Annotated in this window: 20 protein-coding genes and 2 riboswitches; of the genes, 6 read left to right on the top strand and 14 right to left on the bottom strand. The window is 73.0% G+C overall.

All coding sequences use genetic code 11. From position 1 onward, the window contains the following. Nucleotides 1-12: 12 nt before the first annotated feature. The 4 genes from JOD66_RS13325 to JOD66_RS13310 all read right to left on the bottom strand — a co-directional run bounded on the left by JOD66_RS13325 (nt 13) and on the right by JOD66_RS13310 (nt 4,226). Entirely contained in the window at nt 13-951 is a 939-nt protein-coding gene (locus tag JOD66_RS13325) for a D-alanine--D-alanine ligase family protein (protein ID WP_204837338.1), read from the bottom strand. Next, nucleotides 948-2,111 (bottom strand): alanine racemase, encoded by a 1,164-nt coding sequence (alr, locus tag JOD66_RS13320; RefSeq protein ID WP_204837337.1) that lies wholly within the window; start codon nt 2,109-2,111, stop codon nt 948-950. The genes JOD66_RS13325 and alr overlap by 4 nt, the downstream gene beginning before the upstream one ends. Next, nucleotides 2,108-2,731: a M15 family metallopeptidase gene (locus JOD66_RS13315; RefSeq protein WP_204837336.1), complete on the bottom strand. Its 624-nt coding sequence runs from the start codon at nt 2,729-2,731 to the stop codon at nt 2,108-2,110. The genes alr and JOD66_RS13315 overlap by 4 nt, the downstream gene beginning before the upstream one ends. Before the next feature lie 85 nt (nt 2,732-2,816). After that, nucleotides 2,817-4,226, bottom strand: coding sequence for an HNH endonuclease signature motif containing protein (locus tag JOD66_RS13310; protein ID WP_204837335.1), 1,410 nt, complete (start codon nt 4,224-4,226; stop codon nt 2,817-2,819). A 158-nt stretch (nt 4,227-4,384) separates the two neighbouring features. On the opposite strand from JOD66_RS13310, the gene JOD66_RS13305 reads away from it, so the two are divergent. Beyond that, entirely contained in the window at nt 4,385-4,576 is a 192-nt protein-coding gene (locus JOD66_RS13305; protein ID WP_204837334.1) for a hypothetical protein, read from the top strand. Here the strand turns inward: JOD66_RS13305 and JOD66_RS13300 are convergent. Further along, the gene (locus tag JOD66_RS13300; protein ID WP_204837333.1) at nt 4,552-5,097 is read right to left on the bottom strand and encodes a hypothetical protein; all 546 of its coding nucleotides are present in this window, start codon (nt 5,095-5,097) and stop codon (nt 4,552-4,554) included. The genes JOD66_RS13305 and JOD66_RS13300 overlap by 25 nt on opposite strands. Nucleotides 5,098-5,211: 114 nt before the next feature. Here JOD66_RS13300 and JOD66_RS13295 point away from each other — a divergent pair, with 114 nt between their 5' ends. Further along, nucleotides 5,212-5,469 carry a hypothetical protein gene (locus JOD66_RS13295; RefSeq protein WP_204837332.1) on the top strand — a complete coding sequence of 86 codons (258 nt, stop codon included), beginning with the start codon at nt 5,212-5,214 and terminating at the stop codon, nt 5,467-5,469. Between the two features lie 44 nt (nt 5,470-5,513). On the opposite strand, the gene JOD66_RS13290 is transcribed toward JOD66_RS13295, so the two are convergent. The 7 genes from JOD66_RS13290 to JOD66_RS13260 all read right to left on the bottom strand — a co-directional run bounded on the left by JOD66_RS13290 (nt 5,514) and on the right by JOD66_RS13260 (nt 15,543). Further along, the gene (locus JOD66_RS13290) at nt 5,514-8,072 is read right to left on the bottom strand and encodes a DUF4153 domain-containing protein (RefSeq protein ID WP_204837331.1); all 2,559 of its coding nucleotides are present in this window, start codon (nt 8,070-8,072) and stop codon (nt 5,514-5,516) included. Then, nucleotides 8,069-8,758 (bottom strand): response regulator, encoded by a 690-nt coding sequence (locus JOD66_RS13285; RefSeq protein WP_204837330.1) that lies wholly within the window; start codon nt 8,756-8,758, stop codon nt 8,069-8,071. The genes JOD66_RS13290 and JOD66_RS13285 overlap by 4 nt, the downstream gene beginning before the upstream one ends. 104 nt (nt 8,759-8,862) lie before the next feature. After that, nucleotides 8,863-10,086, bottom strand: coding sequence for an MFS transporter (locus JOD66_RS13280; protein ID WP_307823499.1), 1,224 nt, complete (start codon nt 10,084-10,086; stop codon nt 8,863-8,865). 43 nt (nt 10,087-10,129) lie between these two features. Then, nucleotides 10,130-11,281, bottom strand: coding sequence for a DUF418 domain-containing protein (locus JOD66_RS13275; RefSeq protein WP_205126374.1), 1,152 nt, complete (start codon nt 11,279-11,281; stop codon nt 10,130-10,132). A 101-nt stretch (nt 11,282-11,382) separates the two neighbouring features. Beyond that, on the bottom strand, nt 11,383-12,003 hold the full coding sequence (locus tag JOD66_RS13270) for a superoxide dismutase (RefSeq protein WP_204837328.1): 621 nt from the start codon (nt 12,001-12,003) through the stop codon (nt 11,383-11,385). 121 nt (nt 12,004-12,124) lie between these two features. Further along, nucleotides 12,125-13,156, bottom strand: coding sequence for a ribonucleotide-diphosphate reductase subunit beta (locus tag JOD66_RS13265; protein ID WP_307823498.1), 1,032 nt, complete (start codon nt 13,154-13,156; stop codon nt 12,125-12,127). After that, nucleotides 13,153-15,543, bottom strand: a complete 2,391-nt coding sequence (locus JOD66_RS13260) for a ribonucleoside-diphosphate reductase subunit alpha (protein ID WP_204837327.1) — start codon at nt 15,541-15,543, stop codon at nt 13,153-13,155. Before JOD66_RS13260 ends, JOD66_RS13265 begins: the two co-directional genes overlap by 4 nt. A 117-nt stretch (nt 15,544-15,660) precedes the next feature. Next, a riboswitch (cobalamin riboswitch) is annotated at nt 15,661-15,877 on the bottom strand. 101 nt (nt 15,878-15,978) lie between these two features. Next, nucleotides 15,979-16,183, top strand: a riboswitch (cobalamin riboswitch). 57 nt (nt 16,184-16,240) lie between these two features. Here JOD66_RS13260 and JOD66_RS13255 point away from each other — a divergent pair. The 4 genes from JOD66_RS13255 to JOD66_RS29500 are packed head-to-tail and all read left to right on the top strand — an operon-like array spanning nt 16,241 to nt 19,714. Continuing rightward, the gene (locus tag JOD66_RS13255; protein WP_372442564.1) at nt 16,241-17,245 is read left to right on the top strand and encodes an ABC transporter substrate-binding protein; all 1,005 of its coding nucleotides are present in this window, start codon (nt 16,241-16,243) and stop codon (nt 17,243-17,245) included. After that, nucleotides 17,245-18,315 (top strand): FecCD family ABC transporter permease, encoded by a 1,071-nt coding sequence (locus tag JOD66_RS13250; protein WP_204837326.1) that lies wholly within the window; start codon nt 17,245-17,247, stop codon nt 18,313-18,315. The genes JOD66_RS13255 and JOD66_RS13250 overlap by 1 nt, the downstream gene beginning before the upstream one ends. Next, a complete protein-coding gene (locus JOD66_RS13245; protein ID WP_204837325.1) occupies nt 18,312-19,088 on the top strand; it encodes an ABC transporter ATP-binding protein in 777 nt (258 codons plus the stop codon). The genes JOD66_RS13250 and JOD66_RS13245 overlap by 4 nt, the downstream gene beginning before the upstream one ends. Further along, nucleotides 19,085-19,714 carry a (2Fe-2S) ferredoxin domain-containing protein gene (locus tag JOD66_RS29500; protein WP_307823496.1) on the top strand — a complete coding sequence of 210 codons (630 nt, stop codon included), beginning with the start codon at nt 19,085-19,087 and terminating at the stop codon, nt 19,712-19,714. The genes JOD66_RS13245 and JOD66_RS29500 overlap by 4 nt, the downstream gene beginning before the upstream one ends. Here JOD66_RS29500 and JOD66_RS13235 read toward each other — a convergent pair. Both JOD66_RS13235 and JOD66_RS13230 read right to left on the bottom strand, forming a co-directional pair. Next, nucleotides 19,711-20,328 (bottom strand): hypothetical protein, encoded by a 618-nt coding sequence (locus tag JOD66_RS13235; protein WP_204837323.1) that lies wholly within the window; start codon nt 20,326-20,328, stop codon nt 19,711-19,713. The two genes, JOD66_RS29500 and JOD66_RS13235, sit on opposite strands and share 4 nt — an antisense overlap. Next, nucleotides 20,325-20,771, bottom strand: coding sequence for a MarR family winged helix-turn-helix transcriptional regulator (locus tag JOD66_RS13230; RefSeq protein ID WP_204837322.1), 447 nt, complete (start codon nt 20,769-20,771; stop codon nt 20,325-20,327). The genes JOD66_RS13235 and JOD66_RS13230 overlap by 4 nt, the downstream gene beginning before the upstream one ends. Nucleotides 20,772-20,818 lie beyond the last annotated feature (47 nt).

Below are 20,818 nucleotides of genomic sequence, written 5' to 3'. Positions count from 1 at the left end.
GAACCACAACCCTCATCGGTGGGCGGAGCGGACCAGCTCGTCGAGCAGCTCGGCGTAGCTCATCCCGGCGGCGGCGAACATCCGCGGCGCCTGGGAGTGCGCGGTCATGCCGGGCATGGTGTTGACCTCGTTGAGCACCGGGCCGGCGTCGGTGAGGAAGAAGTCGACCCGCGCGACGCCCGCGCAGCCGAGCGCCTCGAAGGCGGTCGTGGCCGCGCCCTGCAGTGCCTTGGCGTCCACATCGTCGAGCCGCGCCGGGAGCCGGAAGTCGGCGTGGCCGCCGTACTTCGCGTCGTAGTCGAAGATCCCGTCGGCCACGATCTCCAGCGCCGGCGGGACGAACAGGCTGCCGTCGGCGCGCCGCAGCACGGCGACGTCGACCTCCCGCCCGACCACGAGGTCCTCGACGAGGACTCGGTCGTCGAGGGCGAAGGCGGCGTCGAGCGCCCCCGCCAGCACCTCGGGGACGTCGACCCGGCTGACGCCCTGGCTCGACCCGGCCGCGACCGGCTTGACCACCACCGGGTGGGTCCAGCGCAGGTGCCGCGCCGTGGCCCGGGTGACGAGGACGCCGGGAGCGACGGCGATCCCGACCGCCTGCGCGACCAGCTTGGTGGCCCACTTGTCCATCGCCAGCGCGCCGGGGCGGATCCCGCTGCCGACGTACGGCAGGCCGGCGAGCTCGCACAGCGCGGCCAGCGCGCCGTCCTCGCCGCGCGGACCGTGCACGACCGGGAACACCACGTCGCAGCCCCGCAGCACCTGAGCCGCGCCGCTCAGCCCGATCGGGCGCAGCCCGCGATCGCGCCAGGTGCCGTCGCGGCCGATGGTGAGCGGGACGACGTCGTACGTCGCCGGGTCGAGCGCGCCCGCGACCGACGCCGCGGAGGCGAGCGAGACGTCGTGCTCGCAGTTCTGGCCGCCGCCGATCACGGCCACCCGGGTCCTCATCGCCGCCCCTCGGACGCGAGGGCGCGCAGGTGGGCGGCCGCGCGGACGACGCGCGGGACCCGGGCGCCGATCCCGGTGACCACCTCGTGCTCGATGGTGCCGGCCCAGGCCGCCCACTCGGCGGCGGTCGGCGCGCCGTCGGGTCCCGGCCCGAAGACGGTCGCGATCTCGCCGGCCTGCGCTCCCTCGGCGCCGAGGTCGACGACCACCTGGTCCATCGAGATCCGGCCGACGACCGGGCGCCGCACGCCGCGGACCAGCACCTCGGCGCGCTCGGAGGCGACCCGGGGCAGGCCGTCGGCGTACCCGAGCGGGAGCAGGCCGAGGTGAGTGGCGCGGCTGGTGCGGTGGGCGTGGCCGTAGCCGACCGGGGTCCCGGCGCGCACCCGGCGTACCTGCACCAGCGGTGCGGTCAGCGTCATCGCGGGCTCCAGCGCGGTGGTCCCGGACGGGTCGATGCCGACCAGGCCGGCGCCGACCCGGCTCATCGTGTGGTGGGTGCGCGGGTCGGTCAGGGTCGCGGCGGTGGCGGCCAGATGGCGCTCCCGCGGACGCAGCCCGGCGGCGCGGGCGACCTCGACGGCCCACGCGAACCGCGTCCGGCCGCGCGCGTTGCAGGCGTCGGCCGGGTCGTCGGCGCAGCCGAGATGCCCCATCACACCGACGACCGCCACGTCGCTCCGCTGCTCCGCACGTCGGGCGGCCCGGCACAGCGCGGTCCACTCCGTGGGCTCGGCGCCGTCGCGGGCCATGCCGGCGTCGACGTGCAGGTGGATCCGCAGCTTCCCCGGGGCGGCGGCGACGGCCGCGAGGTGGGCGAGACTCGGGACGGCGACCTCCACGTCCCGGACGGCGGCCGCAGGGAAGTCGGCGTCGACCGGGTTGAGCCAGCTCAGGATCGGTACGACGAAGCCCGCGTCGCGCAGCGCGAACGCCTCGGCGAGGCTGGTGACGCCGAGCCGGGTCGCGCCGTGCGCCAGCGCGGTGCGCGCCACGTCGGCGGCGCCGTGCCCGAACCCGTCGGCCTTCACCACGGCCATCAGCTCGCCGCTCGCCCGATCGGCGAGGGCGCGGGTGTTGCGGGCGACGGCGCCGAGGTCGACGGTGAGCCGCGGCGTGCTCGTCGTCGCCGGCCGGGTGGCCACCGCGAGCCCGGTCATGCCGCCACCGCGGTCGCCAGCGGGCCGTAGCGCGCGTGCGGCGCCTGGGTGAGCAGCGCCCAGTACCGGTCGCCGTAGCTCCAGTGCCACCACTCCGTCGGGTAGTTCACCAGTCCCTGCGAGCCCAGCACCCTCGCTAGCAGCGTGCGATGCGCCCGCGCGTCCTGCCCGATCCCCGCCGCCGCGAACCAGCACCGGCCGTCGCTCTGCTCGGGCGTCGCGTCGATCGGCGTACCGAGGTCGAGCTCGTCGCCGGTGATGTCCACCAGGGTCAGGTCGACCGCCGCCCCGGCGACGTGCGGCGCCACGTCGAGCGGAGCCACGAAGCGACTGGTCAGCCGCTCCAGCGCCTGGTCGCCGATGCCGGGGTGCAGCGCGGCCAGCTCGGCGCCGTACGCCGCCACGATGGCGCGCTGCTCGGCCTCCGGCCGGAAGCCCTCCACCACCCGCAGCCGGACACCGGCCGGCAGCAGCCGGTCGGCCGCGACCAGCCGGTCGGCGAGGTCCGCGCGCACCAGGGCGCCGGCGGGCGAGAGGTCCAGCGGGAGCCGCACCAGCGGCTCCCCGCACTCGACCACGGGCACCGCGCGAACGCGGGGATCGGACAACAGGATCGTCATGCGTCCACGCTAGGAACGCGACAGGTCGCGCCGCCTCCGCCTGAGGTGCCGGGGCCCGGTCCTCAGGTGCCGGACACCTGGCACCTCACGCCGCGCGTGGTCGGGCGGGTGCGTAGGCCATCCCGGCCTTGCGGAGGTTGTCGAGGGTGTTGCGTGGTGGTGGTGTCCAGACGGGTTGGCCGGTGTCAGGGTCGATGTGGACCACCCAGGGGGTTTGGTGGGTCAGGGTGTGGTGGTGGCGGCAGAGCATGATGAGGTTGTCGAGGCTGGTGGTGCCTTGTTCGGCCCAGTGGGTGATGTGGTGGGCGTCGCAGGCCAGTGGCATGCGGGTGCAGCCGGGGAAGGCGCAGTGTCGGTCCCGGATCACCAGCGCGGTCCACAGGGCGGGGGTGACGAGGCGTTGGGCCCGGCCCACGTCGAGGACCTGGCTGTGGGTGCCGAGGACGGCGGGGATGATCTCGGCGTCGCACGCGATCCGGCGTATCGCGGTCGCGGAGAGCCGGGCCCCGGTGGGGGCCTGGCCCTCACGCGCGAGTCCGGTGTCGATGACTTGTTGGCGGAGGCTGTCGTGGTCGATCAACACGATGACCCGGGGCTTGGCGCCGTGGTCGCTCGGGAGGTCATCGGTGAGGGTGAGCCGGTCACAGGCGTCGACCAGGGCGTCCCACAGCCGGGCGCCGGCGTCACGGACATCGCGTCCGTCGTGGGCGCATTCGGGATCCAGGCAGGCCCGGGCGGTGGCCACCCCGTCGGTGTCGTAGGCCGGGGCCCCGGCCGGCCGGGGGATCCCACCGCAGGCGCTCGGCGCGGAGGTCACCGGGGCCGCGAGCGGCAGCAGGACCGCCTTGATCGCCTCGGTGTCCTCGAGGGTGCCGTAGCCCTTGACCCGGACCCCGCCGAGACCGTCCTCGGCGAAGGACAGGTACCGGGCGTGGTGGGCACCGCGTTCGGCCTTGGCCTTCTCCTTGTCCGCGTTGACGAGTGCGGCGTCGGGGTCGAGTCCACGCACGACATCACTGAACGCGTTCTGCAGGTCGGAGGCGTCGTAGTGGTGACGCTCGACGAGGTCGAGCAGCTCGGCGGCGACCGCGGTGCGGAACTCGGGCACTCGGGGCAGGGTGTGGACCTTGGCCGCGATCGCGCGGGCCTGGGGCAGGGTCACGTGTCCGGTTTCGAGGGCGGTCTGGACCTCGGGCAGGTCGCGCAGCTGTTCGACCGCGCGGACCAGTCCGCCGCCGCTGCCCTTGTGGCCGCCGGTGAGGTGGGTGAGGTAGTCCTTGACCGAGGCCCAGCCCAGTTCACGGACCGCGTCGGTGGCCTCGAGTCGTTCGATGCCTCGCAGCAGGGCGGCGTCGAGGAACGAGCGGGCCGCCGTGATCGACTCGACCACATTCACCGCATCAGGGCCCTCGAGGCCCTGCCAGTCCAGGCGGGCCAGCTCGGCGGCGCGGTCGGCCGCGGCCGTAGCCGTGGAGAGCGCCCCGAGTGTAGACATGCGCTCATCCTAATCGAACATGTGTTCGAACGCAAGGTAACCTGAGCTGTCTCCTTGTGATGTCTCAGGACTTACCTGACACTTCTTCGGGTCCCTGTCCTCCGCGTGGTCGGCCGTTGCCGTCGTATCGGACGCCGACGGGGGCGCGTTGGTGCTCGATGCAGGATCTCGCCTTCGAGGTCGGCGACGGTGATGGTGTCGCGCTCGACGATCACCAAGACCTGCTGGAAGCCGTAGCGTCCGTCGACCTTGTAGTTGGCCCAGCCAGCATGGAGGTGCCCGCCGTGCTCAGCTTTCTGATGCTCGTGCCGGGCAGCGCTGGGTGTCACCCGGGCGCCATGTCGATGTAGATGGCCTGATGATTGCCAGGGTCGCCCAATGCCCAGCACTCGAAGCAGTTCACGTCTGCCTTGAAGTAGACACGGTCAGGCTCACATCTCGGCTCATCCTCCTGCCCGATGCGTGCCGCCAGATCGAACGCGCCAGCTCCCCCGCGAACGCGGAGCAGGTCGGGAAAGGCTTCTGCTATTGCGAGAACGGCAATCCCTGAATCCAGACAGAAGCGGAAAGGCGAGCCGTTCCAGTTGGGAAGTGGCTTCCATCCATCGGCTGCGAGATCGGCATTCAGCGTGCTGACGAGGACGCCCTCTACCCAGTCGGATTCCGGATCTGCTGAAAAGCACAGCGTGACATCAAGCTGTGCGTCGGCGAACGCTGCGACGGCGTCCTCCATGCCGAACCCGTTCGTCCCGACCTCATCTGGCGTCAGTCGCCCTGTCACATCGGCGACAAAGACAGTCGCGGACGGCGAGGTGAGGGTCCAGACGCAGCGCCTGCCCTCCTCGTAGACCTCGAAGTCATGGAGTTGCACTTCTCGAGGATGCCGCCGCCCGCAGCACGTGGCCAGCCCTGGGAGTCGGCAGCCGGTGCGGGCGGCGTGGTGTCTCGCCGACCTCCCGGGCCCGCACGTGCCACGATTCGGGGCATGGCCGGTGGTCCCGAGCGCGCAAACGAGTACGCCGCCGCCCTTGCGGCCAGGATCCGTGCTGCGATCATCTCTGTCGAGGATGACCTGCGAAGCATGCCCCAAGCCGAGGCAGAGGAGATCCTGGCAGCCGCACTTGGCGCGGATGCGCCCGTTCTGGGGACTCTGGGCATCAGGCGGACGGTCCGTCACGTCAAGGACCCGCTCTGGATCCTGAAGCATCCGCTGCGTTCCCGGCGCGAGCTCCGCGACAGCTAGCGGCCCACGCCACGACGCTCTGCGCGATCCTGACGGTGGGTGGTCTAGTCCCCCCGCTCGACACAGCCCTCCGTCGCGTCCAGCGAGACTGCCCCAGCGCCAGCCAACGCGTCGCCGGCCCGCGCCCGCCCCAGGTTCCACTCCAGCCAGTCGTCGCCCCCGACCCGCCGGCCCGCGAGCGCACAGGTCCGGTCGGATCCGGTCAGCTCGGCGAGCACCGGTACGGCGTCGTCGGACAACCCGCGCAGGTAGGACCAGTCGACGCGGCCGGTGTCGGCGTACCGGTCCAGGTTGTGGCGGGCGATCCACGCGTCGGGGTTGACCGCGGCCAGCCCGAGGAGGCCCAGCACGCCGCTCAGGAGCGCGAACCGCGGGAGCCAGGCACCACGTAGTCCGATGCCGCTGACCACGACCGCGAGCACCAGGACGCCGAGCCAGCCCTCGAAGACGTCGACGAGCAGGCGCAGGCGGGTGAAGCCGTACGCCTCCTGGTAGACGTCCATCCGGTACAGCGCGGACGCGACGACGACCAGCGTCTCGGCGCACAGCGCGCCGAGGGCGAGCCGCAGCCAGAGCCGGTCGGCCGCGGTCTCCCGCGCGGCCTTGCGGGCGGCGACGGCGATCACGAGCAGGGTCAGCGCGGTGGCGACGGTGAGCTGGGCGAAGCCCTCGTGGACGTACTCGGCGTAGGTCAGGCCGGTGGTGCGCCGCAGGTAGGCGTGCCCGCCGAACACCACCGTCGCCTGGGCGACGAGGAAGACCGCGAAGACGCCCACCACGACCAGGACCGGCGCCAGCCACTCGTAGCGCCGGGCCACCGACCGCGGGGCGACCCCGGCGCGGTCGACGCGCGGCGGGTTGAGGGAGAGGTACGCCGCCGCGAGCACCGTGCCGCCCACGGCGGTGGTCACGAAGGCGCGCAGCACGAAGGTGTCGACGGTGAGATCGGGCAGCAGCGCGTCGACCCACTCCGCGACCAGCGCGTCGGCCGAGGCGAACAGCGCCCCGAAGACGACCAGGCCGAGCACCGACCAGACCAGGGTGCGCAGCAGGGCGGCGCCGTGACCGACCACCGGCAGCGCGGTGACCGTCCGGCCCAGCCACGGCATCCCGCGCAGGCCCGCGACCGGCCACATCAGCCCCGACAGCAGGAACCCACCGAGGGTGCGTCCCCCGGTCACGCCGATCACGCAGAGTCCGGCGCCGGCCAGCAGGCACAGCACGACCACCCACTCCGCGTCCCGTACGACGGCGGTCGCCGCGAGCAGCACGCAGAGCCCCGCGCAGCTCAGCGTGAACGCGTCCCGACGCTCCCGGCTCGCGGTGAGCACCACGGACCCCGCGGCGACCAGCACCAGGAAGGTGCCGATGCCGAGGGCCCGCTCGGGGAGCACCAGCCCGCCGAGCAGGCCGGTGCCGAGCGCGCCGAGCAGCAGCGCGGGCCGGGCCGGTACCCCGCGCTCGGGCCAGAAGCCGCCGAGCAGGTCGTCGGTGATCGAGGGCGGCGGTGGGACAGGGGCGGGCGGGGACGGGGGTGCGGTGGGCGCGGACACGGGTGCCTCCTGGTTCGAGGTGACGGGTACGGCGGCCGGGCGGGCCGCGGGCTCGAGGGGCAGCTCGACCCGGACCCGGGCACCACTGCTCCCGTCGGCCGGGTCGAGGAAGCCGATGGTGCCGCCGTGCAGGTCGGTGACCCACCGGGCGATCGCGAGGCCGAGGCCGGTGCCCCCGGTGCCACCGGACGCGGCCAGGGTGCCGAACGGCTCGAACACCCGCTCCCGGTCGGCCGCCGGCACGCCCGGACCGGAGTCGCGGACCTCGATCCGGTACCGGTCGCCGGCGGCCTCGGCCCGCACCTCGACCGTGCCGCCCGCGGGACTGTGCCGCGAGGCGTTGTCGAGCAGGTTGGCCACCAGCTGGTGCAGGCGCGCCGGGTCGGCGGTCACGACGAGGTCCGGCGGCGTCACCCGGAGGTCGTAGGTCACGCGGCGGCCGAGCGCCTCCGCCTCGGCGACCGCATCGGTCAGCAGCTCGGCGAGCGGTACGCCGCGGGCCGCGAGCGGCGCCTTGCCCGCGTCGACGCGAGCCAGGTCGAGCAGGTCCTCGACCAGGCCGCTCATCCGCTCGGCCTGCGCGAGCGCGGTCGCGAGCACGGCGGGGTCGTCGGGGGCGACGCCGTCGACGACGTTCTCGAGGACCGCCCGCAGCCCGGCGAGCGGGGTGCGCAGCTCGTGGCTGACGTTGGCGACCAGCTCGCGGCGCTGCCGGTCGACGCCGGCGAGCTCGCGGGCCATCGTGTTGAACGCGCGGGCCAGCTCGCCGACCTCGTCGCGCGCGGTGTCGGGCACTCGTACGGCGTAGTCGCCGGTCGCCATCCGCCGGGCGGCGGCGGTCATCTGCCGCAGCGGCGAGGTCATCCCCACCGCGAGCAGCTGGGTCAGCGCCAGGGCCAGGCCGATGGTGACCGGGATGGTCAGCCAGAGCGGGACGTTGTCGGAGCGGCCGAGCGCGGCGACCAGGGCGGCGACGGTGGCGCTCGCCGCGACCAGCAGGCCGAGCTTGACCTTGATCGAGCGGACGCCGACGAGCGGCTGGGGCGTCATGCCGACGGCACCTCCAACGCGTAGCCCACGCCGTGCGCGGTCCGCACCAGGTCGGCGCCGACCTTGGCGCGCAGGCCCTTCACGTGGCTGTCGACGGTGCGGGTGCCGGTGGCACCGTCCCAGCCCCACACCTCGGCGAGCAGCCGCTCCCGGGTGACCACCGCGCCCGGCGTGGCGGCCAGGCAGAGCAGCAGGTCGAACTCGGTCGGCGTCAGCCGCACCTCCTCCTCGCCCCGCCACACCCGCCGGGCCGGGGCGTCGACCCGCAGGTCGCCGAGCTCCAGGGCCCGGCGGCCGGCCAGCTCGGCCGCCCGGTCCACCCGGCGCAGCAGCGCCGCCACCCGAGCGACCAGCTCGCGCATCCGGAACGGCTTGGTCAGGTAGTCGTCCGCGCCGACCCCGAGCCCGACCAGGACGTCGGCCTCGTCGGTGCGGGCGGTGAGCATGAGCACCGGCACCGGCCGGTCGGCCTGGATCCGACGACACACCTCGTGGCCGTCGTACCCGGGCAGCATGACGTCGAGCAGCACCAGGTCCGGCTCGTGCTCGGCGTGCGCCGCCACCGCGCCGGGTCCGTCGAAGTCACGCACCACGTCGTAGCCCTCGGCCTGGAGCCGGTCGGTGACCGCCTGGTTGATGACCGGGTCGTCCTCGACGACGAGGATCCGACGGCGCACGCTCTCCATGCCCCGAGGCTACGAGCGCGAGGCGCCGGGAGACGGGGACGACGTGTGCAGGTTCTGTGCAGATCCGCGCGCGGCCCCTCAGGCACCGTGCCCGGCCGCGGCGCTCAGGTACGGCGCGCGAGCTCGTCCTCGACGTACCGGTCACCGGTGGCGTAGAGCCCACACAGGTACAGCGGCACGCACAGACCGAGCAGCAGCAGCACCGACGGGGTCCAGCTCCCGGTGGCGGCGTGCAGGGCGCCGACGCCGAAGGGACCGGCGGCGGAGAGCAGGTAGCCGGCGGACTGGGTGAATCCGGACAGGGCGGCGGTGCCCTCGGGGGTGCGGGCGCGCAGGCCGATCATGGTGAGCACGAGCGGGAAGGTGCTGGTGCCGCAGCCGATCGCGAGCGCCCACAGCCAGCCGAGGGGCCTCGGGTCGGCCAGGAAGCCGAGATAGCCGACCGGGTAGCAGGCGATCAGCGCGGTGAGCAGCCAGCGCTGGTCGCGGAAGCGGCCGGCGAGGATCGGGATGAGCAGGGACAGCGGGATGCTGGCGCCGGTGACCACGCCCAGCAGCACTCCGGATGCCTCGGCGGAGTAGCCGGCATCGCGGCACATCTGCGCGAACCAGCCGAAGATCGCGTACGCCTGCAGCGACTGGAGCCCGAAGGCGCCGGCCATCGCCCAGCCGAGGCGGGTGCGCGCGATGGCGCTGACCCCGATCGTGGAGGTGCGCCGGTCGACGTGCAGGTCGTGCCGGATCAGCCCGACCCACGGCAGCACCGCGATGCCCGCGGTCACCGCCCACGCGACCAGGCCGCGGGTGTAGTCGGCGTGCTCGCCGCCGCCGGTCGCGATCGGGACGCTCAGCGCCGACGACGCGGTGAGGCCGACGGCCATCGAGGTGGTGTAGACGGCGGTGATCTGTCCGACCCGGTCGGGGAAGTGCAGCTTGACCAGCGAGGGCATCAGCACGTTCGCGGCGGCCGCGCCGGCGAGTGCCACGAAGGAGAGGACCAGGAACAGCGAGCCCTGGTGGACGTGACCGCGCGCCCACAGGCAGCCGGTGAGCAGCACCAGCCCGAGCAGCACGACCCGGTGCACCCCGAGCCACGACGCGAGCCGGGGCGCCGCGCCGCCGACCAGCGCGAAGCAGATCACGGGCAGCGTGGTGAGGATGCCCGCCTCGGTGGCGCCCAGGGGCACGCCGGCGCGGATCTCCTCCAGCAGCGGCCCGACACTGGACGCGGCCGGCCGCAGGTTGAACGCGAGGACCACGATCCCGAGGACGACGAGCAGGCGCTGGAGCCGGGTCTCCTGGGCGGCGGCGTCGGTGGTGGCGGTCACGGAGCCATGCAACACCAGACGTCGGATGTCCATTCCGCCGGGTTCAGGTCCGGTAGGTCGCCCGCCGGACCAGCACCTCGAACGGGCCCCGCCGCCCGCGCCGGGCCAGCAGGTCGGCGAGGACGACCGAGCCGGCCCAGGTGGCGATCGCGAGCAGGGCCGTCGCCGTGACGCTCAGGGTGCCGGCCAGCCCGAGCAGGTACGGCGTGAACACGACCGCCCACACCACCGACTGCACCAGGTAGCAGGTCATCGAGCGTTGCCCGGTCGCGGCGAGGGCGTCGATCACCCGGCCCCGGCGTCCCTCGACCACGCCTTCGAGCCGGCGGGCGGCGAGGGTGATCAGGGCCGCGTACCCCAGTCCGCCGAGCACGCCCGCCGCGTCGTGCAGCGGTCCGACCAGCTCGAGCACGCCGGCCGACGGCACCGCCGTGACCCCGGCCAGCATGAGCGCGACCGGCTGCGCGCCGAGCACCGCGACGCCGACGCCGACGGCGGCGACCGAGACGAGCAGACCGCGATAGCGCTCCGGCTGCTCGAGCACCCGGCGTCGCCCGGCCCACAGCCCGAGCAGGTAGGGGCAGGCGAACCCGATCGGCCCGAGCAGGGCGATGAAGGCGACCACGACCGGGCGCTCGGCCAGCTGGGTGGCGAGGTCCGGCGGCAGCATCGAGACGTCCGGCGGGTCCGTGCTCACCGAGGACGAGTCCGCCGACGGAAGGGCGTTCAGCGCGAAGAGCAGCCCGGCGACGACCAGCAGCCAGCGGTCCGACCAGCGCACCGCCCACGCACCGACGAGCAGCAGCACGCCGTACATCGCCAGGATGTCGCCGACGAAGAGGAGCATCGCGTCGACCACGCCCACCGCGACCAGGACGCCGGCGCGCCGCCACAGCAGGCGGCGTACCGCTCGCGGCGGGGCACCGGCCTCGACCTGGCGGCGCACGAGGTGGGCCACGCCGTACCCGAACAGGAAGCCGAACATCGGGAACGCCCGGCCGTCCACGAAGGTCGCGATCACCCAGGTCACCGCGTGGTCGAGCGCCGAGCCGGCCACCGGGAAGCCGCCGCGGACCGCGTCGCCGGTCAGGAAGTAGTGGGAGTTGGCCAGCGCGATGAACAGCAGCATGCAGCCGCGGGCCAGGTCCGGTCCCAGCGCCCGCGCCCCCAGGGCGACCGGACCGGCGCTGGTCATCGAGCTCACCCGGTCAGTCAAGCCGCGCGGCCGCCCGGGCACATCGGACCGCGGTCGGCGCCACCCCCTCCTTTGGTCGGGCCGCCGACCGACCGCGACGCTCAGCCGATCAGGCCGGGCGTCTGCGAGCGGGCTGCCTCGAACCGGCGCTCGACGTCGGCCCAGTTCACGATGTGCCACCACTGTTGGACGAAGGTGGCCTTGTCGTTGCGGTACTGCAGGTAGTAGGTGTGCTCCCACATGTCGAGCATCAGCAGCGGGACCATGCAGATCGGGACGTTGCCCTGGTGGTCGAAGTGCTGGATGACGTACGGCCGCTGGGCCAGCACGTCCCAGGTCAGCACGGACCAGCCCGAGCCCTGGACGCCGAGCGCGTTGGCCTGGAAGTGGGCACGGAACCTGTCGAAGCTCCCGAAGTGCTCGTCGATCGCCTGCGCCAGCTCGCCGGTCGGCTTGTCCCCGCCGTCGGGCGACATGTTCGGCCAGAACACCGAGTGGTTGACATGGCCGCCGAGGTGGAAGGCGAGGTTCTTCTCCAGCGTCGAGAGGCTGCCGAAGGACTCCTGCTCGCGGGCCGCGGCGAGCTGCTCGACGGCGGTGTTGACGCCGGTGACATAGGCGTTGTGGTGCTTGCTGTGATGCAGTTCCATGATCTCGCCCGAGAGGTAGGGCTCGAGGGCGGCATAGTCGTAGGGGAGGTCGGGAAGCGCGTAGACGGACATGTCGCCAGCCTTTCGCTATTGCAACTGATTTGCAACAATGGTCCAGGGAAATGCTGCCCTCGCGGGTCGTCCCCACCATTGCTCGGCGGGTACCGAGGGTGGGGACGGCCCGCAACCCGAATCAGAAGTCCTCGTCGAACCCGACCGAGCCACTCACCCCGACCTGGTACGCCGAGACCCGGCGCTCGAAGAAGTTCGACAGCTCCTGCACGTCCTGCAGCTCCATGAACGCCAGCGGGTTGGCCGATCCGTAGATGGGCTCCAGGCCCAGCCGCTGCATCCGCCGGTCGGCGACGTGCTCCAGGTAGGCGCGCATGTCGGCGGTCGACAGTCCGGCCACTCCCTGGCCGAGTAGGTCGTCGGCGAACTGGGCCTCGGCGTCCACGCCCTCGATGAGCATCTGCCGGATCTCGGCGGCCATCTCGTCGTCGAAGAGGTCCGGCTCCTCCTCGCGCACCGTGTCCACGACGTCGAAGGCGAACGCCATGTGCATCGACTCGTCGCGGAACACCCAGTTGGTCCCCGAGGCGAGGCCGTTGAGCAGCCCGCGCGAGCGCAGGAAGTACACGTACGCGAAGGCCCCGTAGAAGAACAGCCCCTCGATCACCGCCGCGAAGCAGATCAGGTTGAGCAGGAACGCCCGCCGGTGCTCGCGGGTCTCGAGCCGGTCGAGCTCGAAGACCTTGTCGATCCACGTGAAGCAGAAGTCCGCCTTGTGCTTGATCGACGGGATGTTGTCGACCGCCGCGAACGCCTCGTGCCGCTCGGTCTCGTCGGGCACGTAGGTGTCGAGCAGGGTCAGGTAGAACTGCACGTGCACGGCCTCCTCGAAGAGCTGCCGGCTCAGGTAGAGCCGCCCCTCCGGGGAGTTGATGTGCTGGTAGAGGTTGAGCACCAGGTTGTTCGCCACGATCGTGTCGCCGGTCGCGAAGAAGGCCACCAGCCGCGAGACCAGGTGCCGCTCGGCGTCGGTGAGCCGGCTCAGGTCCTTGAGGTCGGAGTGGAGGTCGACCTCCTCGACGGTCCAGGTGTTCTTGATGGCGTCGCGGTAGCGCTCGTAGAAGTGCGGGTAGCGCATCGGCCGCAGGGTGAGGTTCATCCCCGGGTCGAGCAGCATCCGGCTGGTGGTGGCGGTGTGGTCGGTGGCGGTCACTGGCAGGCCTCGCAGCTCTCGGGGTTCTCGAGGGAGCAGGCGATCGCTTCCTCGTCGGCGGTCGTGGGGGTGGGCAGCACGGCGACGGTCGCCTGCTGGATGCGCGAGGCGGGTCGCGAGCGCAGGTAGTACGTCGTCTTCAGCCCGCTCTTCCAGGCGAAGGCGTACATCGACGACAGCTTGCCGATCGTCGGTGCGGCCATGAAGAGGTTGAGCGACTGCGACTGGTCGATGAAGCCCTGGCGCTCGGCGGCCATCTCGACAAGCGCCTTCTGCGGGAGCTCCCAGGCGGTGCGGTAGAGCAGCCGTACGTCGGCCGGGATCGCCGCGATCCCCTGGATCGAGCCCTCGGCGCGCTTGATCTCCTCGCGGACCTCGGCGGTCCACAGGCCGCGCGCCTTGAGCTCGCGGACGAGCGCGGAGTTCACCTGGAGGAACTCCCCCGACAGCGTCTCGCGCTTGAACAGGTTGGAGACCTGCGGCTCGATGCACTCGTAGCAGCCGGCGATCGAGGCGATCGTCGCCGTCGGCGCGATCGCGATGAGCAGCGAGTTGCGCAGGCCGTGCTCGGCGACGCGCTCCTTGAGCGCGGCCCAGCGCTCGGGCTGGGTGACGGTGGCGCCCCACAGGTCGGGGTGCAGGTCGCCGCGGGCGGCCCGCGTGGCGTCGTACGCCGGGTGTGCGCCGTGGACGGCGGCGAGCTCGCAGGAGACCTCGAGCGCGGTCAGGTAGATCTCCTCCGAGATCCGGGTCGACAGCGCGCGGGCCTCCGGGGAGTCGAACGGCAGGCCGAGCGCGAAGAAGACGTCCTGCAGCCCCATCAGGCCCAAGCCGACCGGCCGCCAGCGCGGGTTGGAGGCCGCCGCCTCGGGGCTCGGGTAGTAGTTGATGTCGATGACCCGGTCGAGGAAGGGCACAGCGGTGCGCACGGTCGCGCGGAGCTTGTCCCAGTCGAGATCGGCACCACCGACCCCACCGACCCCGCCGGCGAGCAGGTGCTGGCCGAGGTTGACCGAGCCGAGGTTGCACACGGCGGTCTCGCCGTCGGAGGAGACCTCGATGATCTCGGTGCACAGGTTCGACAGGTGCACGACCGGCTGCCGCGGCCCCGGGGTGTCGGTGGTCTGGTTGCAGAACCGGTTGGCGGCGTCCTTGAAGGTCATCCAGCCGTTGCCGGTCTGGGCGAGGGTGCGCATCATCTTGGCGTAGAGGTCGCGGGCCTTGACCTGACGCACGTACCGGCCCTCGGCCTCGATCCGGCGGTAGGCCTCGTCGAACGCGGTGCCCCACAGGTCCGGCAGCTCCGGCGCCTCGTTCGGGTCGATGAGCGACCACGTCTCGTCGGCCTCGACCCGGCGCATGAACTCGTCGGGGATCCAGTGCGCCAGGTTGAGGTTGTGGGTCCGCCGGGCGTCCTCGCCGGTGTTGTCGCGCAGCTCGAGGAACTCCTCGACGTCGGGGTGCCACGGCTCCAGGTAGACGCATGCCGCGCCCTTGCGGCGCCCGCCCTGGTTGACCGCGGCGACCGAGGCGTCCAGCGTGCGCAGGAACGGCACGATCCCGTTGGACTGGCCGTTGGTGCCGCGGATCAGCGCGCCGCGCGAGCGGACCCGGGAGAAGCCGATGCCGATCCCGCCGGCGAACTTCGAGAGCTGGGCGACCTGGAGGTAGCGCGCGTAGATCGAGTCGAGCTCGTCGCGCGGGCTGTCGACGAGGTAGCACGACGACATCTGGGTGTGCCGGGTGCCGGAGTTGAAGAGCGTCGGGCTGCTCGGCAGGTAGGCCAGGCTCGACATCAGCCGGTAGAAGCCGATCGCCTCCTGCGGGGTGCGGGACAGGCCGCAGGCCACGCGCAGCAGGAAGTACTGCGGCGTCTCCAGCACCAGCCGGGTCGTCGGGTGCCGCAGCAGGTAGCGGTCGTAGACCGTGCGCAGGCCGAAGTACTCGAAGCGGCGGTCGGCGTCCTCGTCGATCGCGAAGTCGAGCTTGCGGGCGTTGTCCTTGACGAAGGCGGCGGTCTCGTCGCCGATCACGCCCTCGGCGTGGCCCAGCGCGACGGACTGGCTGAACGAGGCCACGCCCTGGTTGCGGACCTCCTTGTCGACGTACCCGGCGAGCAGCCGGGCCGCCAGTCGCGAGTACGCCGGCTCCTCGCCGATCAGCTCGGCCGCGGTCTGGATCGAGAGCCGGTCGAGCTCGGCGGTGGTCGCGCCGTCGTACAGGCCGCTGATGGTGCGCGTGGCGACCCGCATCGGGTCGACGTCGGGCAGGTCGGCACTGACCCGGTCGACGGCGCGGACGATCTTGGTGACGTCGACGCTCTCGGTCTCGCCGTTGCGCTTGCGCACCGTCATGGTGGTGCGGGTGGGTGACTCGGTGACGGTCACTGGCTTCTCCCCTCGGAGTCTGGCTCGCGAGGGGACGACAGCAGGGGAGGCGCCCCGTCGTCGGCAGGCGCCTGCTCAGCCGTCGGCCTTCCCACGAGGCCTCGGACCACCGCACCCGGCGGGCGCGGTGCGCTGGCAGGTCTTCGGACTCGCGGGCGTCTCCTCGAAAGGAGTCCTACTGGCCGTCGCTTCCCAGGTCGCACGTCGCGACCCAGTGCTGTGTGACGGCGGTCGTTCCCACTCACCGCTGCGGGGCAGTCCCGGACTTCCACCGGGTTCCCTCTTGCCTCCGCGCCCCTGGGTGGGGCGAGGAACCAGCTACGAGAACCACCATATGTAGTGGTTGCTCAGATCCGTGGGACCTAGATCTGGTGTCGGCGTGTCGGGTGCCCCGGAGGTGAGATATCCCACCAAGAGCGCCCGGGCGGCGCGTGCTAGCGTCCGCATCGCCAGTCGTGCTCACGAAGCAACGTGAGTCAGGGAACCCGGTGAGAGTCCGGGACTGACGCGCAGCGGTGAGGGTGACGGGCGGGGCAACACGCCACTGGTGGCGGGCAGCAGACACTCGGCTGACCGACTCCGGGAAGGCGCTCCGTCCGGTCGATCCCGAGTCCGAAGACCTGCTGGCCGTGGATCTCGAGGGTCCGCGACACACCCGCACCACAGGCTTCGCGCAAGAGCCTCGGACCCGAAAAGAGTGACCGTGACGTCGTTCCGTCGTACCCGCTTCCTGCCTGCCCTGGCCGCCCTGCCGCTCCTCCTCGCCGGGTGCGCCGGCGCTCCCGAGGCCGAGGACAAGGGCCCTGCCACCACGACCGGCTTCCCGGTGAAGGCCAGCAGCTGCGGCTTCACCTCGACCATCACCGCGCCGCCTGAGCGCGCGGTGACCATGAACCAGGGCGCGACCGAGGTCATGCTCGCGCTCGACCTGTCCGACCGGATGGCCGGCACGGCGTACCTCGACGACGCGGTGCCGCAGAAGTGGCAGCCGGCGTACGACGAGGTGAAGGTGCTCGCCAAGGAGTACCCCGACAACGAGACCCTGCTCGCCGCGAAGCCGGACTTCGTCTACGCGTCGTACGCCAGCGCCTTCGACGCCGACAACGCCGGCGCCCAGGACGAGCTGACCAAGCTCGGCATCGGCTCGTTCCTCTCGCTCTTCGGCTGCGGCGAGAACAAGCCCAGCGCCGACGTCTCGTTCGACTCGGTGTGGGACGAGATCGAGATCGTCGCCGACGTCTTCGGCGTCCCCGAGCGCGCCGACGCGCTGGAGAGGGAGCAGCAGGGTCAGCTCGACACCCTCGCCGCGGACAAGCCGGGCGACGGCCTGGACGTCTTCTGGTTCGACTCCGGCGACAAGACCGCGTTCGCCGGTGCCGGCGAGGGCGGCCCGCAGCTGATCCTCGACGCCGTGGGCGCGACCAACGTCTTCGGCGACGTCGAGGGCGGCTGGGCCGACGTGAGCTGGGAGCGGGTCGTCAAGTCCGACCCCGACGTGATCGTGCTGGCCGACGCGAGCTGGTCCACGGCCGACGACAAGATCGCGATGCTCGAGAAGGACCCGGTGCTCAAGAACCTGCGCGCGGTCAAGGCGAAGCGATACGTCGTGATCCCGTTCTCGGAGTCCACGCCCGGCGTGCGGCTGGCCGACGGAGCCGTCTCCGTCGGCGCCCAGCTCGCCGACCTGCCCCCGCTGGGCTGATGCTGCAGGCGGCCCGGCCGTCCCGGCCGGCGCGCACCCGGTCGGGAACGGGCCTCGTCGCGGGCGCCGCGCTCACCGTCGCCCTCGTCGCCACCGTCGTGGTGGCGGTGGGGATCGGCTCGGTGCACGTGCCCGCCGGCGACGTGGTCGACGTGGTGCTGCGCCGGATCGGCCTGCCGGTCGACGGCGTGACCCTCATCGACGACCGCATCGTCTGGCAGCTCCGGATGCCCCGCGTGGTGGGCGCCGCGGCCACCGGCGCCGGGCTGGCGCTGGCCGGCGCGGTGCTGCAGTCGCTGACCCGCAACGACCTGGCGGATCCCTACCTGCTCGGCATCTCCGGCGGCGCGACCGTCGGCGCGGTGACGGTGATCGTGCTCGGCGTCAGCGTCGCCGGGCTGGCCGGCAGCGCCCTGGTCGGTACGGCAGCCTTCGTCAGCGCCCTGGCCGCCCTTGCCCTGGTGCTCCTCCTCGCGACCGGGCGCTCCGGCGAGCTGCCCCCGGCCCGCACCGTGCTCGCCGGCGTCGCGGTCGGTCAGATGTGCGCGGCATTCACCTCGTTCGTGGTGATCATGGCCGGCGACCACGACGCCGCCCGGCGGGTGCTGGCCTGGACCATGGGCTCACTCGCCGGCGTGCGCTGGCACAGCGCCGGGGTGCTCGTCGCCGTCACGCTCGTCGCCCTCGTCGCGATCCTGCTGTACGCCGCCGACCTCGACGCCTTCGCGTTCGGGGACTCCTCGGCGGCCTCGCTCGGCGTCTCGATCCGGCGCACCCGCTGGGTGCTGCTGATCGGCACCGCGCTGCTCACCGCGTGCCTGGTCGCCTACACCGGGGCGATCGGGTTCGTCGGGCTCGTCGTGCCGCACGTCGTCCGGCTGGTGTGCGGGCCGCTGCACCGGCGGCTGCTGCCGCTGAGCGCACTGGCCGGCGCGGTGCTCATGATCTGGGCCGACACCGTCGCCCGCTCGCTGGTCGACGGCCAGGAGATCCCGATCGGCGTGGTGACCGCGGTGCTCGGGGCGCCGCTGTTCGCCTACCTGCTGCGGCGCGAGTCGAGGGCGCGATGAGGATCCACGCCGAGGGCGTCACCTGGGGCGTGCGCAGCCGCACGATCGTCCACGACATCACGCTCGACTGCCCGGCCGGCACCATCACCGGCCTGCTCGGCCCCAACGGCTCGGGCAAGACCACGCTGCTGCACGTGATGTCCGGGCTGCGCCGGCCGGCCTCCGGCACGGTCCGGCTCGGGGACGACGACGTGCACCGCCTGCCCGCCCGGGTGCGCGCGCGGCGGATCGCCGTCCTGGAGCAGCACACGTCGACCTCGCTGCCGCTCACCGCGCGCCAGGTCGTCGAGCTGGGCCGGATCCCGCACCGCGGCCGCTGGCCCGCGGCGCGCGACGAGGGCGCCGGCGAGGTCGCCGAGGCGATGCGGCGCAGCGGCGTCGACCACCTCGCCGACCAGGACTGGAGCACCCTGTCCGGCGGCGAGCGGCAACGCGTGCAGCTGGCCCGGGCGCTCAGCCAGGAGCCCGACGTCCTCATGCTCGACGAGCCGACCAACCACCTCGACCTGGCCCACCAGCTCGACCTGCTGGCCACGGTCCGCGCCCTCGGCCGGACCACGGTCGCCGCGCTGCACGACCTCGACCTGGCCGCCGCCTTCTGCGACCGGCTCGTCGTGCTGCGGGCGGGCCGGGTGGTCGCGGCGGGCTCGCCCGACGAGGTGCTGACCGCGGACCTGGTCCGCGACGTCTACGGCGTCGAGGCGACCGTCTGGCGCCACGACCACTCCGGCCGGCTGCACGTCGTGTGGCACGACCCCCGGGCGGCCCGGTGAGCCGCGCGGTGGTGCTGGTCCCGCTGGGCGTCGACGCCGGACGGTACGCCGCGGAGCTGGCCGAGGTCGCCGCGGCCACCGGGGCGTCGCTCGCCTTCCTGCAGGCGGGCTCTCCGAGCGTGACCGACGAGCTGGACCGGCTCGCCGGGCTCGGCGTACGGCAGGTCGAGCTGGTCGGGCTCGGGCTGGGCGCGCCGACGGCCCGGTCCTGGCTGCGCCGGGTCGCCGGGCACTGGCGGCGGGCCCGCCCCGAGGTCGAGGTGCTGGTCGGCGGCCGGGCCGTCACCGGCGAGGAGGCACCGCTGAGGTCGCCCGCCTGGGAGGACGTGCCCGGGCACGCCCACCAGGTCCTGGTGTGCCGCGGACCGCGCTGCTCGGCCCGCGGCTCGGCCGCCACGTCCGCCGCACTCGACGCCGAGCTGCGGGCCCGCGGCCTCGGCGACGACGACGTCCTGGTCACCCAGACCGGCTGCCTGTTCCCCTGCAACCAGGCGCCGGTGGTCGTCGTCCACCCCGACGACAGCTGGTACGGCGGCGTCGACCCGGACCGGGCGCGCGCGATCGTCGCCGACCACCTGGTCGGCGGGCTGCCGCTCCCGGACCGGCTGCCGCGCGCGCGACCCTAGGACGCGCCGAGGCCGGCCAGCAGCCGGGTCACCTCGCGCGGCTCGTCGACCCAGAACCCGACCCGCTCGACGACCCGCTCGCCGTCGTGGGTGACCAGGGCGGTCGGCCCGGCGAGGGCGAGCTCGACGTTGGTGCGGTTGCCGGGGCCGACCAGGAGCAGCCCGTCGGCCTCGTGCACCGAGCGCACCAGGCCCTCGAACTCATGCTCCACCCCGCGCACCGCCGTCACCGACGCCAGCGGCACGTCGACCCGGAGCCGCGGCCCGTTGCGGATCACCAGCCGGTCGGCGAGCACCAGGTGCCGGCGTACCGAGAACGAGGCGGCCATGCCCAGCATCCAGAACGCGCCCCACACCCCGACCACGAACAGCGGGATCCGCACGACGTCCGCCCAGGTCGCGTCGACGGCGCGCAGCACGAGCTCGAACGCGACCACCTCGGCGAACGCGCCGAAGATCCACAGCCACATCACCGGCGCGGTGAGCCGGGCGTAGCCGAGCTGGGTCGCCCCCGCCGGAGCGTCCGGCCGGCGGACCAGCCAGCGGGCGAGGCAGCGCCAGATCGCCACCTCGAGCAGCACCGCGTCCTTGACGATCCGCCACGCCGGGGTCACGTCGCCTCCTCCTCCATCAGCGCGGTGAACCGGGCGATCGTGGCGTCCAGCACCCTGGTGAGCTCGGTCAGACGCCGCGCGGACAGGTCGCCGAAGAGCCGGCGGCCCAGGTCGTCGTAGCCGGCCTGGTTGTCCTCGATCACCGCCCGCCCGGCGGCTGTCGGGGTCACCAGGGTGGCCCGCCGGTCCGTCGGGTGCGGCTCGCGGGTGACGTGGCCGGACGCGACCAGCCCGTCGACCAGGCCCGTGACATTGCGCGGCGTGACGTCCAGCGCGGCGGCCAGCCGCTGCTGGGTCTGCGGTCCGGACAGCCCCAGCTCCCAGAGCAGGTGGACCCGCGACGCGGTCAGCCCGGTCTCCTTCTCGTAGCGGCTCAGGTCGCTGGAGATGAGCAGGGACAGGTGCATCACGCGGTCGATGGCGGCGCGGGGAGTGGCGTCCATGTGCTGAGGTTAGTACATGATGAATGAACCTCACTAATTTTCCGGCC

Source organism: Nocardioides nitrophenolicus (assembly GCF_016907515.1).
GTDB lineage: Bacteria > Actinomycetota > Actinomycetes > Propionibacteriales > Nocardioidaceae > Nocardioides > Nocardioides nitrophenolicus.
The sequence above is the reverse complement of the archived record's forward strand: the minus strand, read 5'-3'. Positions and strand labels throughout refer to the sequence as shown.